Genomic DNA, 14,658 nt, shown 5'->3' with positions numbered 1-14,658 from the left:
CGCGCAGGCTCCGCGGGCGCTCGGACCGGGCCTCGGGCGCCGCGGGCGCCGCGGTACTCTGGACCGTCCGCTCGCCCGGCCTCCACCGGGGCGAGACCGCGTCCCGCCCGGAGGAACCGTTGGCCTCGACCTTCTACCGCATCGCGCAAGGCATCTCCGCGCCGATCACCAAGCTCTACCTGCGCCCGCGCGTGACGGGGCTGGAGAACGTTCCGGCCGAGGGCGGGTTCCTCATCGCCTCGAACCACCTGTCGCTCCTGGACAGCTACATGATCCCGGTCGTCTCGCCGCGGGAGATGCGCTTCATCGCCAAGGACACGTACTGGCGGCGGAAGGGCCCCATCGGCTGGATCCAGAAGTCCTTCTTCGAGGCCATCGGCACGGTGCCCGTCGACCGCGACACCCTGGCCTCCAAGCAGGGCGCCCTCAAGGCGGCGCTCGGCATCCTCCAGGACGGCGACGGCTTCGGCATCTATCCCGAGGGCACGCGCTCGCGCGACGGCCGCCTCTACAAGGGGCGGCAGGGAGCGGCATGGCTCGCCCTCGAGGCGGACGTCCCGGTCGTGCCGGTCGGGCTCAAGGGCACCGACACGGTGCAGGAGACGGGGCGCCTGCTGCCCGCACGGCGCACGATCACGATCCGCTTCGGCACGCCGATCCACCCGTCCGACATCGACCCGAGCCTGCCGACGGGCGTGCGCCGCCGGCAGCTGACCGACCGGATCATGGATGCGATCGCGGAGCTCAGCGGCCAGGAGCGGGCCGATGAGCTGAACCGTCACGCGACCTCGGATCTCTGAGGCTGACGGTGCTGTCCGCCCGGGGCCGTCCCAGCCCGTAGGATCGGGGCAACGCTCGTCAGCAGGAGGTCGCCATGGCCGTCGTGGTCGGATTCATCCCCACCCCCGTGGGCTTCGCGGCCCTGGAGGCCGCCCACCGGGAGGCGGAGCGCCGCGGCGGTCCGCTCATCATCGTCAACGTGGTCCGCGACGACGTGGGGGAGGACCCCCGGCATGCGGACGCCGGGCAGCTCGAGCGCGCCCAGGACATGGTGCGCCGTTCCTCCGTCCGCATCGCCGTGCGCCAGGAGCACACCGATGACGACGTCTCCGACGTCCTCGTCCAGGTCGTCGAGGAGGAAGGGGCGGAGCTGCTCGTCGTCGGGATCCGGCGGGAGCGCGACATGGCCCGTCACCTGCTGGGGATCACGATCCAGAAGCTGCTGACCTCCTCCCCCAGCGACGTGCTCGTCGTCTGAGCGGGGCGCTGCCCGCGCGGCGGCGCCCGTCCACGACAGGTAGACGGGCGCCGCGCGGGAGGGCCGGGGAGGCCGGGTCAGCCGACGCAGATGAACGGCAGGCGCGGGGCGATCTCGCAGATGCCCTGGATCTTCTGGGCCTCGACGGTGCTCCCGTCGCCGACCTTGTCGCTGATGGGGCTCGCGAGGGCGCCCACGGGGGCCATCGTGATGCCGAGGACGGCCGCCACGGCGAGGCCGTGGACGAGGCGGGTGCGGATGGACGTCGCGGACGTGGCAGACATGGAGGACTCCTTCGGCAGGCTGTGCGGTCGGACACGCATAGCTTACGTCGACGCCGGTACCCTGGCCCCGTGCCCACACGGACGATCTCGCTGCTGGACCACCTCGACGGCGTGCTCCGCGCGACCCGTCGCGCACTGCCCGCGATCTCGATCGCTCTGGTCCTGCTGCTCCTGGCCGCCCCGGGCGCCTGGCACCATCCTGAGCCCTCGACCCTGGTGCTGTGGGTGCTCATGAGCGTCGCGGGCGGTCTCTCCGCGCTGCACCCGGTGCCCGCCTCGGTCGCGCTCGGCGGGGTGCTGACCCTGGCCGTGTCGCTGCCGAGCCTCTACATCGGCCTCGGCGTCTTCGCCTGCCTGGTCGCCTTCGCCTCGTGCGTGATCAGCTGCCGGCCGCGCACGAGCCTGCTGATCGGCCTCTGGTACGCGGCGCTGCTGGTGACCGCCACCTTCAGCGCGGCGACCTCGGTCTCCGACGTCCTCACCGGTGCGGGCTTCTGGATCGTGCTGCTGGTCATCACGGCGATCATCGCGATCACGATCCGCGTGCTCGGGCACCGCCTGGGCGAGTCGAGCCGGCGCCGCGTCGAGGACCTCGCGGCCCAGCGGCAGGCTCTCGCGCGGGAGCTGCACGACACCGCGATCCGGGCGACGACGGAGGTCGTGCTCATCGCGGAGCAGGCCCGGCTGCGGCCCGAGCTGGACCGCGCCACCGATCAGGACCTCGCGCGCATCAGCGTCGCCGCCCGTGCCGCCGCGGAGGATCTGCGGGCGGCGATGGAGGCGCTGCGGCGCAGCGAGGAGGACGGGGAGCCCGAGGGCGACGGCGGTGCGGTCGAGGCCCGGGAGCTGCTGCGCCTGCCCCAGGAGCGACTGGCCGAGGCCGGCTTCAAGGTCAACACCGACGTCGAGGGGACGCAGCTCATCCCGGGCCCGCTCGCGATGACGCTGTCGCTGTGCCTGGGCGAGCTGGTCGCCAACACGATCCGTCACGGGGACAAGGGGCAGGCGGTCGGGCTGATGCTCGAGACCGCTCCCGGGAGCATCGACGTGGTCCTCACCAACCGGCGCTCGACGGCCGCTTCCCTCGTTCCTCGCGGCGGCAGCGGGCTCGTCGGGGTGCAGGAGAGGATCGCGGTGGTCGGCGGGAGCGTCGACACCCGCGGTGACGGAGGATCATTCATGGCGCGCCTGTACGCGCCGCTGCCGAAGGAGGACACGTGAGCATTCCGGTGCTGATCTGCGACGACGATCCCATCGTCCGGGAGGCGCTGGCCATGTACCTGCGCTCGGCCGACGATGTCGACATGATCGCCGCGGCAGGGACCGCCGAGGAGGCCCTCTCTCTCCTGGACGGGATCGCCCCGCAGGTCGTGCTGATGGACCTGTCGATGCCGGGGATGGGCGGGCTGGCCGGCGCGACGGCCATCCGGCGGGATCGGCCGGAGATCAGCGTGCTCATGCTGACCACCTTCGGGACCGACGAGCAGGTCCGCGAGGCCCTCGCCCTGGGCGCGGCCGGGTTCCTGCTGAAGTCCGCCCCCGCGGAGGCGCTCGTGGCCGCGGTCCGCGCCGCGGCCGCGGGAGCCGGCGTCGTGATCACCCCGGAGGTCGCCTCCGCCCTCGCCCGCGAACCGGCCGCCCTCGCCGAGGGATCCGCCGCGACCGCGCCGGCGGGAGCTCCTCCTACGTCCCCTCCCCCCGCGGCCCCGTCGCCCGGCCCCGACGGTCCCGGGGCCGCCGCGCCCGAGACCACCGGGGCGGCGTCCCCGGGCGAGGGCCCCGCAGCGGCGGATCCTGCCGCGGACCGGCCGCTCCCGGCCCTCACCGAGCGCGAGCTCGAAGTGCTGCATCTGCTGTGCCGGGCCGACACGAACACGCAGATCGCCGCGCAGCTGGTGCTGTCCGAGTCGACCGTGAAGAAGCACGTCACCTCGCTCATGACGAAGCTCGGCTCCGCCTCTCGGCTGCAGATCGCGGTGCGCGCCTTCGAGCTGGGGCTGGCCGAGCCTCCCGGCCCCCGCGCCTGACGTCCGCGGCGGCAGGTCGCCTCCGGGGTGTACCCAGGTCCCATAGGGGAGGGGGTCGGCGGCTCGAGGACGGTACCTGGGGACGTTCCGGCGTCTCGCCCGTCCGGCATACGGTAAGGACGTGTCCTCGGCGAGAGGCAACCTAGTCGAGCTGGTCTGGTCCCCAGCTGTTCTCCTCCGCCTCCGCAGAGGACGAGCCTTCGAGGCTCGCCCGTCAGCTGGACCCGGCGCCTCCGCCCCCACATCTGGAGGCTCCGGGTCCGGCCACGGAGACAGTTCCGTCGGGCCATTCCTCCCCCGTCCGGGCCACGGCCCGGGTGCCCCGAAGCCCCCTCCGCCCTGCGAGGGGGCTTCTGCATGCGCGGGTCCGCAGCAGAGCGCCCGGCGCCTCCGGGTGGATCTCGCCGATGATGCACCGGTGTGCCGTGACGCACAGGCCGGGGCATACCCATGGGCATCTCTGGGATCTGCCTGTACTGTCAGGAACGCGGACGTCGCATGCGGCACCGCATCGCCCTCACCGGGTTCCGGGACATCCCGGCGCCTCGTGATCGGCGAGAGCAGGGCACGGGTCCCGTGCCCTGCACATCTCTAGGATTTGGTCGACATCACAGCACCGGCAGCTCGACGCTCGCTCCCCTCCCCCTGCAGCCCCATCCTGACCGCCCTCGACTGGCGTCAGGCGTCGGATGACGTCCATGTGGCGACACGGTCGAGCGAGTATGCAGGACACATCGTTCAAGACCGCAGCACTTTCAGCGTTTTCGGTTCGATGGGTGAGAGCCACGGAAGCTCCCGCTCCCTCGCGGGAGCACGTGGAATCCTCGAGAGAATCCCCCCAGGGCGCCCCCGTCGAAGGCATCGACAGACGTCGACGGCACCTCGGCGCGGTGATCATCCCGCCCTGTCACCCACGGGTCGAACCCTCGACCGCAGACGCAGAAGGAAACAGAACATGGCTACAGGCACCGTGAAGTGGTTCAACGGCGACAAGGGCTTCGGCTTCATCGCTCCCGACGACGGGTCCGCGGACCTCTTCGCCCACTTCAGCAACATCATCGGCTCCGGCTTCCGGAACCTCGAGGAGAACCAGAAGGTCTCCTTCGAGACCGAGCGCACCGACCGCGGGCTCGCCGCGGTCAGCATCCAGGTCCTCTGACCCTGGCCCCGTGACGCGCCCCGCTCCCCTGAGGGAGGGCGGGGCGCGTCGTCGTCCCGGCAGGTCACGGCTTCTCACGCGCCCCGGCGAGCCCGCGAGCGGCCGCACGGCCGATGGAGCGGACCGTGCCGCGGCGCACGACCTCGGGAACGAGAGACCCCCTCCCCCTGGACATCGATCCAGAAGAAGGGGGTCTTTTTCAGCCGAGCCGCCTGCCGGAATCGAACCGGCGACCTATTCATTCCCTCCACTAGGATTCACCGGGGGGTACCGAGGTGCTCGCCCTAGCCTATGACCTGCGCATATGCAGTTCGCTCAAGCTCCGTAGATGTCGGGGTATCCTGCAAAGTGGCCACCAAAGTGGCCACATCGGGACCAAAGTGGCCACATTGGACGGGCCCCCGGCATCGTTGCTAGGGGCCCTCGGCCGTCTCGGGGCCGGTGCGCCCCCTACGCATCCGCCTCAGCATCGGCCAGGAGGTCGAGGAGCTGGGAGCGCAGGAGGTCGAGGACCTCTCCGTGCTCACGCACGGCCGCCGCACCGTCCCGGTAGGCCGGGAGCGCATCCGGTGACCACAGGGGCACCATGTCTCCGTCGAGGCCCAGCGTCACAACAAGCGCCGGGTCAACGAGATCATCAGGACCGGCCGGATCCGGATCCACCTCCGCGGTATGGCGCACCTCCCGGACGGGCTCGCGCCCGATCAGCAGAAGCCCATCCTCCCGGACGTCAACCACGACGGCGCCGATGATTCCAAGCTCCGTGTCGAGCAGGTCACGATCATCCCAAAGAGCGCGGACATCGGCGATGCCGTAGCCGTCCGGCAGGGTCGCGCCAATTCCGACCCCCACGCCAGAGGCGTGGTCAATCAGGGCGGCGTGAAGTTCGGTCAGGACCGTTTCATGGTGGCTCATGTCGGGGATTCTGCCAGCAGATCCGGGATCCCTATTCACCAAGCCCCCCTGAGGTTCCCGCCCGCTCTCGGGGTTACACATTCAGCCGCCGTGGAGTCACAGGCAGGTCAGAGTCGCACCCCCACCCTGTGATGCCCGTCTCATTTTTGGACCCTCGGTGTTGCACCTTCCCTCGGGACCTCCACCCACCCGACCACCCGCCATCACTCCTGGTGTGATCTACACCACAAAACGTTGCACTGAGGTCACTTCCATGCTTCGTCGTCGATCCGAGTTGCTACGGTTGAACCGGCAAGCCAGGGCGAGCACATTCGACCCCGTTCCTCTCCCCCATGGGAGGGGTCCTAGAGCTACGTCGGCGAGTACTCGTGTGCATCTCGAGCCCTGACGTTGAAGGCTCCGCACGGCAGGACTTCGGTCCTGCGCCGTGTGTGCACGTGGGGCACCCTGCCCCGGTGCGGGACGTGAGGACGTCCGCTGTCATGTCGAATACTGCTCTGCCCGCGGGCGCTCCGACGCCCCTACTCACCCGCCCCGAGGCGGCCCACATCCTGAAGGTTGCGCCCGGCACGCTCGCCACATGGGCTACCCGAGGCCAGGGCCCCCGCTTCATCAAGGTTGGTCCGGGTGGCCGAGTCGTCCGCTACCGGGCGCAGGACCTTCAGGCCTACCTGGACGGCATGCCTGCCGTAGAGGCGGTGGCCGCGTGAACCCGGGCCGCCTGCTGGACGAGATCCTCGTCAACGGCGAAATCGTCGGGGCGATCTTCGAGGATGCCGAGGCCGACCTGTTCGTCGTCGCGCTCGCCGATGGCACGGTGCTGGAGCGTCGGAACTTCGATGCCGCCGCGCTCGCCCTGCGCTCCGCGCTCGGGCTCCCGGACGAGGAGCCGGAGGAGAGCGAGCAGGAGGTAGCCGCGTGAGTGAGACCTACCCTCAGAAGCTGTCCCGTCTCCGCTCCACGTGCTCAGAATGTGCCGAGGGCACCGAGAGACCGGAACACGTATCTGTCGCCTCCTGGCACGAGTGGGGCCACTGCTCCGAGGGTGCTCCGGATACGCGACATCCCCGCTGCACTTGCGGCGTGGAGCTGAAGAACGGTCCGCGGTTCTGGCATTGCGCCGGATGTCACGAGACCTTCGCCGGAGAGGGACCATTCACCCGCCATCGTCGCGGCTCCGGATCCGATCGGTTCTGTCTGGACCTCCGAGACACCGTCCCCATTGGGTACTGGAGCGACGAAAACAACGTCTGGCACCTCGGGGACCGTCGAGGGGAGTTCTCGGCTCCTGGAGCCAATGGGGACATCGTTCTGGCGATGTCTGCCGCATAGACCACACCCTCCCTGCCCCGGAATGAGTTCCTAGGCAGGGTCACGAACTACTTCAACGACATGACCGGGGCGAAGCACGCCCTGAGATAGGAGCATCGTGGACATCAACAAGATGACCGATGCGGAGTTCTTCGACTTCGACAACTGGATCGACCTTGCCCCTAATCACGATTGGGGCAAGTTCCTCAAGGCACCCGAACCTGTCGCCGACGATGAGGCGAACACGATCATGATCCCCGAGGCACAAGGCGTCGCCTACCTGATCGACGGGGAGCTTGTCTCCGGCGTCGTCGAGGTCGGCGACGGGGAGCAGGAGGTCGCTGTGGTCGCCGAGGCCGCGAGCGGTTTCGTGCTGGTCGGCACGAGGGACTGGACGCTCCAGTTCACGGGGACGGGGGGTGCCGCGTGAACGAGGACGGGAAGGTCTTCGACTTCAGCACGCACCTGCGCTCTCTCCAGGAGAAGCGCGCCTATCGGGCGTTGGTCCTCGCGGTATGGGTTCACGGGAACCACGTGGACGGGGTTGCCGAGGCTCCGTCCAAGGTGTTCATCCGCCGACTCCTGACCGGTCGAGGAGAGGACGAGTGCAAACCCTCGGAGGTCGCAACGGCTGTTCGACAGCTGGTTTCCATGGGAGTGCTCACCGAGGACTCGGACACTCAGCGGTTCGTTCTCACGGGGAGGGTTGCGTGAACGTTTTCCTGATCCCCGAGGAGATGAAGCGGCTCCGCCATGTCCGCGGCCTCTATCCGGCAGAGAGGATCATCATCGCTGCACTGTCGGAGGCGGACTCCGAAGGCGTTGCGCGCTTCCGGCCTGGAGGGCTCGCAACATTCATTGGTCGCTGTCCTGGCGCCCTTGTGGAGAAGGCTGTCGCGCATCTGGTTGAGCACGGAGTCTTCGCGGAGGGATCCACCTCGGAGGAGCTGATCGTCACGTTCGCCTATCGGGCTGAGGAGGAGCAATGAACCAGGCACATGCAGCGGCCGATGTTCTGGAGCGGGAGATATACGGCGCCCTAGAAACGGCGGCTCCGGATAACTGGGGCCTGGACGATGACCCATACTTCCCGCCCTACTCGCGAGAGGGCGCGCTGTACGTCTTGCGGACGAGGCAGGCGCCCAGGATGGGTATGGTCTCTGTCCCGCTCGCTGTGCTGCATCATGCCGCCGATGCGGATCTCACGGCTACGCAGACCAAGGCGCTCATGCTCTCGCTTGCGCGCTGCACCTCGGACGGAACCGCCGAGTTCGAGCGAGGCGAACTCGCCCGACTCCTCGGGATCCAGACCGGCAATGCGACTCGGATCCTGCGAGCCCTGGAGAGGTCGAATCTCGTTCAGCCCGGTGCAACCACGACGCTCGTCCGGTTCGTCGAGAAGGTCTAGCGGGAGCGAAGGTAAAGACTTCCCATAATTGCGTCCTCCCGTGACGTAGTTCCCAATGGATACCGTTTCTGACCTGCGGTTATGCACGTTTTCGCAGATCGCCCTATAGAGAAGCGTGAGCGAGCGACAGCGAGCGAACGGGTTCAAGCGCCCTACCCCTAGCCGGATCCCGGCGCCCTACGGCCGTCCATGCGCGGGCACCAAGCCCGCGCCCATGCGCCCGACAGGTGACGTGATGCGAGTAGCCGGAACGACGAAGCAGCGGAGGATCAGATCGAACCTGAAGCAGCGAAGAGCAAGGAGCTTCAGCCTGAACGCAAAGGGGCCGCGGAGCGGCCCTCAAGCGCTAGGCCCGAGGACTAACCGCTAAGCACCTGGAGGCCCGCTCCGCGGGCCCTCAGCGAAGACAAGGAAGCTCCTCCCACGGAAGCCCTTCCCCTTCACGAGAAGGGGGTCCGGAGGGCCCCTCTAGCACTAAGCCGAAGCACTTAGCGCTTAGCGCTAGAGGGCCGCTCCGCGGCCCATCAGCGAGGAACCGATAGAGCTTCGACTTCGCCGCCGCTTCCGGCCTCGGGCTCACGCCCGAGAGCGCCGAAGGCGCACCAAGTACTTCCCTCAGATCTTCGCTGAGGGATCACCATTAGAGGGGCCCGGAGGGCCCCACCAACCGAAAGGACCTAGCCTCATGGCTACTACTCGAACAAAGGCCGTCAAGGCCAGCACCTCCGATCCTGTCGCCGCTGCACGAACCGCCGTCGCTGAGGGCGAGAAGGCGCTCGCCGAAGCAGACGAGAAGCTCTCCCAGCTCCGCAAGGAGCAGGCAGACCTCACCCGCAAGGTCGAGCTGGGCGACCTCAGCATTGATCCCGACCGGATCGAGGAGCTGGACCGGCTCCTCCCTGCCCGGGAGGCGCGGCGAGATGACATCCGGGACCGGATCCTCCCGGCGCGTCGGCAGGCGCTCGCCTCGGCGGAGCTGACCCACCTCGCCGACCAGACCGCAGAGGGCAGTCCCGCCGCTCTACTGAGCTCGCTGGAGGGCTCCAAGGCATCCGCCGTCGAGAAGCTCACCGCGGCCATTGAGGAGCTCCACAGCGCCGTCGAGGGCTACAACCAGGCGGTCCGCCCGCTCGTCGCCCAGGTCCGTGAGGCCGGTCTGATCGAGGGCAAGACCGATCCTCTCGCCCGGGTCCTCGTACGCTCCGTCCCCGTTGCCCGCCCGAACGGCGGCACCGCGTACACCGACGTCCTCGTTGTTGACGGCGAGCTGTACCGCGAGCAGGACCCGCAGGCGATCGCCGCCGCCGTCCTCGCCGCCGTCACGAACCGCTGACCACTCCCCCACCCACCAAGGAGAAGTACATGACCGATGCACCTGACCTGTCCCCCGTCCTCGTCCTCGCCGGGGGCGTCGAGCTGGACAAGACCGCAACCGATGCGATCCTCGTCGTCGCCGAGGACACCGCCCGAGGCGGCTGGAGCGCCGAGGGGATCGAGGTCCGCGCCTACGACCGGGGTAGCCACGTCACCCCGACCGCTCCCCTGCCCAGGCCGGTCGTCGTGGTCACCGCCGTCGAGGTCACCCGCCAGCGCAACGATGGCGACCTGGAGGTCGCCGTGTCCTCGGTCCGCTACTTCGACGGTGAGCCGGTGCGACATCGCTTCGATGAGCTGTTCGCCTCCGACCATCGCCGAGGCGACGGCTACCAGCACCACGCCCCCGAGCCGCGGACCCGCATCGGTACCGCCCACGTGGTCGGCTGGACCAACGTCGGAGACGAGCGACTCGTGACCCTCCCCGATGGAGTCGTTGCCTACTCCAGCACCCGGAGGATCCTCGTCCGCCTCGGAGCCGAGGACCAGGACCCCGATGCCCGCATCCGCCCGGACCGCACCCCCAACCAGGAGGTCCGCACCTACGTGCCCGGAGCTGAGGACACCAGGAACTCGCTGGCCTTCGCCGCAGACCTGGAGACCTCCCGCCGAGCATGGGAAGCTGCACACGCCTGACCCCCCCTAGCACCCCCGGAACAGAGCCGGGGCTCGCGCTAGGAGCCGAGAACCGCCCTCCCCTGGACATCTACCTGGGGAGGGCGGTTCCGTCGCGTCTGGGACGAGCCCTGACAGCGCCTCGTCCACGCCACCGGCGGCGATCTACCAACCGCGGGAGCCCAGAGGAACACGACAACGCCAGTAGATACATAGGTCCGGCATTGCCGCCAAGCGTGGGGCCCGAACTACCCGATTCCCAGCAGGCTCTGGATGCCGCCGATGACCGCCGCGATGATCGCCACGACCGCGATCACCGCACACGGCACGCCGCAGCACCAGTCAGTCATGGATGCAGGTTGTTGCGTCTTCACGACCACCGTGGGGATCTCCCCCTTCGGCCGGAAGCCGGAGGTGAGGTCCTTGAGGAAAGACGACTGTTCAGGAGCCGGTTTGTCGCCGCCCTGGAGATTCGTCGCTACGGGCTGGAGGTGCTCCGTCCAGGACGAGCCGTCCCACCAGCGCAGCTCTCCCCCATCGTCGGCCGGATTCTTGTACCACCCTGGCGGCGGTCCACCCTGATCGTTCACGCATCCCCCTTCTCCGCTGCGCGCATCGACCCCACGCGCCGATCTTCGCTCTGACCATGGATTCTAACCCGATGCACAGGCGGCGACCCATCACAGATCAACCCCGCGAGGCGGGCGCCGAGCTTGCCCGCCTCACGGAACACATCGAGCGCCGCACACCCCAAAAACGTGGTCAATGTTGCTTGACATCGGGGCCTATGGAACCCGTACAAGATCGCGTCTGCTATGACCCGGCGGGGGGCCAGCGAGCGGACTAGGGGTCATGCCCCACCCCCTCTACGGGGTGCTGGACGGCCGAACAGACAGGCGTTGACCTCCGGGAGGTCCGAGTCGGATCTGTCGCGGGAGAGCGGCGTGCAGAGGTTCGCACCGTTGCGAACTATGGCCACTTTGCTGTACGCTCTCCTGCATGGCGAATCTCAAGCTAGACCCCGGCGAGCTGGGCGATATCTCGTTCGAGTCGTTCGATGCCGCGGGCGTCCGGATCCCTGCAGGCTCGCGGCGACGTGCTACCCGTGTCACGGCGCGGGCACGGTACGGCACCGCGGACGGAGGGCGCGGGCGCAAGTCCGCGAGCGGGGCGTCCAAGACGGAGGCGGAGGCGAAGCTCCGGGAGGCCGTTGCCGCCGCGTACCAGCGGGAGCGGGAGGTGCGACAGGACCGGGAGCGCGGCAGGGCGATCCCCCGCGACTGGACCGGCTTTGCGCGGATGCATGACGAGTGGCTCCGAGGAGACGACAGCGGGCTCGCACAGACCAGCGTCCGCGCGTACACGGATGCGATCAGGAACTACGTCCTCGCGGACTCCTGCCCCTTCGACGGTCGTCGCCTGGAGGACATCGCTCACCTGGAGCTGAGGGAGTGGCTCCAAGGTGTAGCCAACGGATCCGGAAATGGTGCCGCGCACGCGGTCAAGAGCACCGTCTCCGGGATGTACAAGCGCGCTGTCGGGTACGGCATCGTTCCCGCCCCCGGCCCGATGGTCGGCATGGGCGTGGTCAAGCGCACGGCGAAGACGGAGGCGAAGGTCCGGCGGGCACGGGAACGGCAGATTGAGGCAGGCGAGGAGGTCTCCCCCGAGCGCGATCACGGCAAGGCCATCGGAGCCGAGGAGTACACCCGCCTGTACGAGCACCTGGACTACCTTCGCATGCGCCCGATCCGCCGCGTGCGCAAGCCGGGACATCCCCGTGTCCAGGACAACCACACGGCTGATCTTGTCGCGTTCATGCTGGGCACCGGATGCAGGATCGGTGAGGCGCTCGCGGTTCGCTGGGAGGACGTGGACCTCAACGTCACCCGTCCTCAGGTCACCGTGTGCGGCACGCTCTCCGAGGACGAGAACAGGCGCGTCATCCGGCAGGACTGGACCAAGACCAAGAACGGCATGCGGACCATCGCGATCCCCGAGGACGTTGCCCTCCTGCTACGGGGTCGCCTTGCCGAGGACGAGAGCATGGGCGGGGACACGCCGAACCGCGTGGGCGTGGTCTTCCCGAGCACCTCGGGCGGGTACTGGGACAAGAGCAACGCGAACCGGCGTGTGCGGGCGGTCCTGGACGACGAGTCCGTGGGGCTGTCCTGGGCCACGAGTCACTCGTTCCGGCGGACGGTCATCAACGACCTCCTGGACGGAGGGCTTGCGGCTCCTCGCGTCGCCGCCCACGTGGGCCACGGCAACGCCGCCTTCACGCTCGCCCGCTACGGGGACGTGCGGTCCATGCCCGTCGAGGCGGGCGAGGTGCTCTCCGGTGTACGCGCTGGTCGCAAAGTGGCCACCAAAGTGGCCATAAACGAGAGCGGCCCCGACCTTCGACTTGTCTCCAGAGGAGCGTAAGCGCTGGTCAGGACCACTTTTAGGGAGCCGCCTGCCGGAATCGAACCGGCGACCTATTCATTACGAGTGAATCGCTCTACCGACTGAGCTAAGGCGGCCTGCCCGGGCTCGCGCCGCGGACCTGATCACTCTACGAGAACGACGCCCCCGCGCGCAAAACCTGGGCGTGAGGGGTAGGTCACCTCACAGGCGGCATCGGCCCTGGCCGCGGGCGTATCCGCGGCAGAGCGAAGGCTCAGGAGCAGGTGAGGCCGTCCTCGGGAGCGGTGCCCTCGAGCAGGTAGGCGTCCACCGCCTCCTCCACGCAGCCGCCGGAGCGTCCGTAGGCGGTGTGGCCCTCGCCCTCGTACGTGATGAGGGTGGAGTTCTCGAGCTGGGAGTCGAGGCCCTGCGCCCAGGCATAGGGGGTGGCGGGATCGCCGGTCGTGCCGATCACGACGATGAGGTCGCTGCCGGCGGCCGCGATGGGGGCCGGTGCGCGCACCGGGCCGGCGGGCCACAGGTCGCACATGGTCTGCGAGAAGCCGAAGCCGTCGCCCCAGGTCGGGAACTCCTCTGCGAGGGCAGCGGATTCCTGGACCTGCCACTGCTCATCGGCGACGCCCACGTGATCCAGGCAGTTGACGGCTGTGATCGCGAAGGTCCCGTTGCCGTTGTAGGTCCCGTCGTCGTTGCGGTCCGAGCCGAGGTCCGCGAGGAAGAGCAGCGCGGAGCCGTCGCCGTTCATGGCGGCGCTCAGCGCCTGATAGCCCATCGACCAGTTCTCGTCGTTGTACAGGGTCAGCAGAAGGCCGCTGCGCGCGAGCGCACCGGTCAGCGGCCGCGCGTCGTCGTCGGTGGTCAGCGGCTGGGCGTCGACGGAGTCGAAGAAGGCGCGCAGCTGCTGCTTCCCCTCCTGCGTGGTGCCCTTGAGCGGACAGACGTCGGATCCTCGGGACAGGCACCCCTCGACGAAGGCGGTGGTCGCGTTCTCGAAGCCTTCGGCCTGGCCGCGGGTGATGGCGTCGGAGGTGAGGGTCGGGTCCAGCGCTCCGTCGAGCACGAAGCGGCCGACCCGCTCGGGGTACAGCTCCGCATAGCTGGCTCCGAGGTAGGTGCCGTACGAGTAGCCCAGGTAGTCGAGCTTCTCGGATCCGACGGCGCTGCGCAGGACGTCGAGGTCGCGGGCGGCGGAGTAGGTGTCGACGTACGGCAGGAGGTCGCCGGAGTGCTCCTCGCAGGCGGCGGCCATCGCGGCGAACTCGTCCTTCGCGGCCTGCAGGCCCTCCGGGGTGCCGATCTCCCCGGTCGCGGCGAGATACTCGTCCGTCTGCGCGTCATCCAGGCACCGGATCCCCTCGGAGCGCGCGACGCCGCGGGGATCGAAGCCGATGATGTCGTAGGCGGCGAGCACCTCCTGGCTGAAGACGTACTGCGCGGAGCCGGCCACGAAGTCGATGCCGGAGCCGCCAGGACCCCCGGGGTTGGTCAGCAGCGAGCCCTGCGCCTCGCCGCTCGCGGGCAGGCGCATCACCGCCAGCTCCAGGTCGCCGACGGCGGGATCGTTCCACACCCGGGGCACGCGCACGGTGCCGCACTGCATGGCCGGGGTGGAGACGTCGACGTCGTCCCCGCACTCCCCCCACTGGACGCGCTGCGCATAGTAGGCCTCGTAGGCGGGGTCCGCGGCGGGATCCGCAGGCAGATCCTTCGCGGCGGAGGTGCCGACCTCGGCGAGCGCCGGCGTCGCCCCGGGCGCGCCGCCGTCCGAGGCGGCGGATGTCGAGCTCCCCGGACCCTGACCCCCCTGGCCCAGCTGGCCGATCAGCGAACAGCCCGACGCGGTGAGAACCACCGCCGCGACCATCGCCAGAATCCTTGCTGCGGGCCTGCGCCCTCGT

19 protein-coding genes and 1 tRNA gene are annotated in these 14,658 nt (G+C 69.1%); 15 read left to right on the top strand and 5 right to left on the bottom strand.

What is annotated here, in order from left to right; translation table 11 throughout:
* Window positions 1-119: 119 nt before the first annotated feature.
* A complete protein-coding gene (locus ACFFF6_RS08640; RefSeq protein ID WP_376979953.1) occupies window positions 120-800 on the top strand; it encodes a lysophospholipid acyltransferase family protein in 681 nt (226 codons plus the stop codon).
* Window positions 801-874: 74 nt separating this feature from the next.
* The gene (locus tag ACFFF6_RS08635) at window positions 875-1,258 is read left to right on the top strand and encodes a universal stress protein (RefSeq protein ID WP_376979952.1); all 384 of its coding nucleotides are present in this window, start codon (window positions 875-877) and stop codon (window positions 1,256-1,258) included.
* A 77-nt stretch (window positions 1,259-1,335) separates the two neighbouring features.
* On the opposite strand, the gene ACFFF6_RS08630 is transcribed toward ACFFF6_RS08635, so the two are convergent.
* On the bottom strand, window positions 1,336-1,542 hold the full coding sequence (locus tag ACFFF6_RS08630; RefSeq protein ID WP_376979951.1) for a hypothetical protein: 207 nt from the start codon (window positions 1,540-1,542) through the stop codon (window positions 1,336-1,338).
* Window positions 1,543-1,611: 69 nt separating this feature from the next.
* Between ACFFF6_RS08630 and ACFFF6_RS08625 the strand changes: the two genes are divergently transcribed.
* The 3 genes from ACFFF6_RS08625 (at window position 1,612) to ACFFF6_RS08615 (ending at window position 4,728) form a co-directional block, all read left to right on the top strand.
* A complete protein-coding gene (locus tag ACFFF6_RS08625) occupies window positions 1,612-2,763 on the top strand; it encodes a sensor histidine kinase (protein ID WP_376979950.1) in 1,152 nt (383 codons plus the stop codon).
* Window positions 2,760-3,569 (top strand): response regulator, encoded by an 810-nt coding sequence (locus ACFFF6_RS08620; RefSeq protein WP_376979949.1) that lies wholly within the window; start codon window positions 2,760-2,762, stop codon window positions 3,567-3,569. The genes ACFFF6_RS08625 and ACFFF6_RS08620 overlap by 4 nt, the downstream gene beginning before the upstream one ends.
* Before the next feature lie 955 nt (window positions 3,570-4,524).
* On the top strand, window positions 4,525-4,728 hold the full coding sequence (locus ACFFF6_RS08615; protein ID WP_376979948.1) for a cold-shock protein: 204 nt from the start codon (window positions 4,525-4,527) through the stop codon (window positions 4,726-4,728).
* A gap of 450 nt (window positions 4,729-5,178) precedes the next feature.
* Here ACFFF6_RS08615 and ACFFF6_RS08610 read toward each other — a convergent pair whose 3' ends face one another.
* A complete protein-coding gene (locus ACFFF6_RS08610) occupies window positions 5,179-5,643 on the bottom strand; it encodes a hypothetical protein (RefSeq protein WP_376979947.1) in 465 nt (154 codons plus the stop codon).
* Window positions 5,644-5,975: 332 nt separating this feature from the next.
* Here ACFFF6_RS08610 and ACFFF6_RS08605 point away from each other — a divergent pair, with 332 nt between their 5' ends.
* The 9 genes from ACFFF6_RS08605 to ACFFF6_RS08570 all read left to right on the top strand — a co-directional run bounded on the left by ACFFF6_RS08605 (window position 5,976) and on the right by ACFFF6_RS08570 (window position 10,372).
* On the top strand, window positions 5,976-6,353 hold the full coding sequence (locus tag ACFFF6_RS08605; RefSeq protein ID WP_376979946.1) for a helix-turn-helix transcriptional regulator: 378 nt from the start codon (window positions 5,976-5,978) through the stop codon (window positions 6,351-6,353).
* On the top strand, window positions 6,350-6,565 hold the full coding sequence (locus ACFFF6_RS08600) for a hypothetical protein (protein WP_376979945.1): 216 nt from the start codon (window positions 6,350-6,352) through the stop codon (window positions 6,563-6,565). The genes ACFFF6_RS08605 and ACFFF6_RS08600 overlap by 4 nt, the downstream gene beginning before the upstream one ends.
* Window positions 6,562-6,975: an FDXHR family putative zinc-binding protein gene (locus ACFFF6_RS20005; protein ID WP_446680630.1), complete on the top strand. Its 414-nt coding sequence runs from the start codon at window positions 6,562-6,564 to the stop codon at window positions 6,973-6,975. Before ACFFF6_RS08600 ends, ACFFF6_RS20005 begins: the two co-directional genes overlap by 4 nt.
* Window positions 6,976-7,072: 97 nt before the next feature.
* A complete protein-coding gene (locus tag ACFFF6_RS08595) occupies window positions 7,073-7,384 on the top strand; it encodes a hypothetical protein (RefSeq protein WP_376979944.1) in 312 nt (103 codons plus the stop codon).
* Window positions 7,381-7,668, top strand: coding sequence for a hypothetical protein (locus ACFFF6_RS08590; protein WP_376979943.1), 288 nt, complete (start codon window positions 7,381-7,383; stop codon window positions 7,666-7,668). Before ACFFF6_RS08595 ends, ACFFF6_RS08590 begins: the two co-directional genes overlap by 4 nt.
* The gene (locus ACFFF6_RS08585; RefSeq protein WP_376979942.1) at window positions 7,665-7,943 is read left to right on the top strand and encodes a hypothetical protein; all 279 of its coding nucleotides are present in this window, start codon (window positions 7,665-7,667) and stop codon (window positions 7,941-7,943) included. The genes ACFFF6_RS08590 and ACFFF6_RS08585 overlap by 4 nt, the downstream gene beginning before the upstream one ends.
* Complete coding sequence (locus tag ACFFF6_RS08580) at window positions 7,940-8,362, top strand: hypothetical protein (RefSeq protein ID WP_376979941.1); 423 nt, start codon at window positions 7,940-7,942, stop codon at window positions 8,360-8,362. Before ACFFF6_RS08585 ends, ACFFF6_RS08580 begins: the two co-directional genes overlap by 4 nt.
* A 685-nt stretch (window positions 8,363-9,047) precedes the next feature.
* The gene (locus ACFFF6_RS08575; RefSeq protein ID WP_376979940.1) at window positions 9,048-9,695 is read left to right on the top strand and encodes a hypothetical protein; all 648 of its coding nucleotides are present in this window, start codon (window positions 9,048-9,050) and stop codon (window positions 9,693-9,695) included.
* A gap of 29 nt (window positions 9,696-9,724) precedes the next feature.
* A complete protein-coding gene (locus ACFFF6_RS08570) occupies window positions 9,725-10,372 on the top strand; it encodes a hypothetical protein (protein WP_376979939.1) in 648 nt (215 codons plus the stop codon).
* Between the two features lie 227 nt (window positions 10,373-10,599).
* Here ACFFF6_RS08570 and ACFFF6_RS08565 read toward each other — a convergent pair whose 3' ends face one another.
* Complete coding sequence (locus ACFFF6_RS08565) at window positions 10,600-10,941, bottom strand: DUF2510 domain-containing protein (protein WP_376979938.1); 342 nt, start codon at window positions 10,939-10,941, stop codon at window positions 10,600-10,602.
* Between the two features lie 409 nt (window positions 10,942-11,350).
* On the opposite strand from ACFFF6_RS08565, the gene ACFFF6_RS08560 reads away from it, so the two are divergent.
* Entirely contained in the window at window positions 11,351-12,778 is a 1,428-nt protein-coding gene (locus ACFFF6_RS08560) for a tyrosine-type recombinase/integrase (protein ID WP_376979937.1), read from the top strand.
* Window positions 12,779-12,803: 25 nt separating this feature from the next.
* Here the strand turns inward: ACFFF6_RS08560 and ACFFF6_RS08555 are convergent.
* Window positions 12,804-12,876, bottom strand: a tRNA-Thr gene (locus tag ACFFF6_RS08555).
* A gap of 137 nt (window positions 12,877-13,013) precedes the next feature.
* A complete protein-coding gene (locus ACFFF6_RS08550; protein WP_376979936.1) occupies window positions 13,014-14,624 on the bottom strand; it encodes an alpha/beta hydrolase in 1,611 nt (536 codons plus the stop codon).
* Window positions 14,625-14,658: the final 34 nt, after the last annotated feature.

The sequence above is a fragment of the Brachybacterium hainanense genome (assembly GCF_042434575.1).
GTDB lineage: Bacteria > Actinomycetota > Actinomycetes > Actinomycetales > Dermabacteraceae > Brachybacterium > Brachybacterium hainanense.
Note: the sequence above shows the minus strand (reverse complement) of the source record. Positions and strands in the feature narration are given on the sequence as shown.

Bases quoted from the DNA above. Each gene is read 5' to 3' on its own strand.
- ACFFF6_RS08610 (WP_376979947.1), bottom strand. From the start codon at position 5,643: ATGAGCCACCATGAAACGGTCCTGACCGAACTTCACGCCGCCCTGATT.
- ACFFF6_RS08605 (WP_376979946.1), top strand. From the start codon at position 5,976: ATGGGAGGGGTCCTAGAGCTACGTCGGCGAGTACTCGTGTGCATCTCG.
- ACFFF6_RS08575 (WP_376979940.1), top strand. From the start codon at position 9,048: ATGGCTACTACTCGAACAAAGGCCGTCAAGGCCAGCACCTCCGATCCT.
- ACFFF6_RS08580 (WP_376979941.1), top strand. From the start codon at position 7,940: ATGAACCAGGCACATGCAGCGGCCGATGTTCTGGAGCGGGAGATATAC.
- ACFFF6_RS08570 (WP_376979939.1), top strand. From the start codon at position 9,725: ATGACCGATGCACCTGACCTGTCCCCCGTCCTCGTCCTCGCCGGGGGC.
- ACFFF6_RS08615 (WP_376979948.1), top strand. From the start codon at position 4,525: ATGGCTACAGGCACCGTGAAGTGGTTCAACGGCGACAAGGGCTTCGGC.
- ACFFF6_RS08630 (WP_376979951.1), bottom strand. From the start codon at position 1,542: ATGTCTGCCACGTCCGCGACGTCCATCCGCACCCGCCTCGTCCACGGC.
- ACFFF6_RS08635 (WP_376979952.1), top strand. From the start codon at position 875: ATGGCCGTCGTGGTCGGATTCATCCCCACCCCCGTGGGCTTCGCGGCC.
- ACFFF6_RS08560 (WP_376979937.1), top strand. From the start codon at position 11,351: ATGGCGAATCTCAAGCTAGACCCCGGCGAGCTGGGCGATATCTCGTTC.
- ACFFF6_RS08550 (WP_376979936.1), bottom strand. From the start codon at position 14,624: ATGGTCGCGGCGGTGGTTCTCACCGCGTCGGGCTGTTCGCTGATCGGC.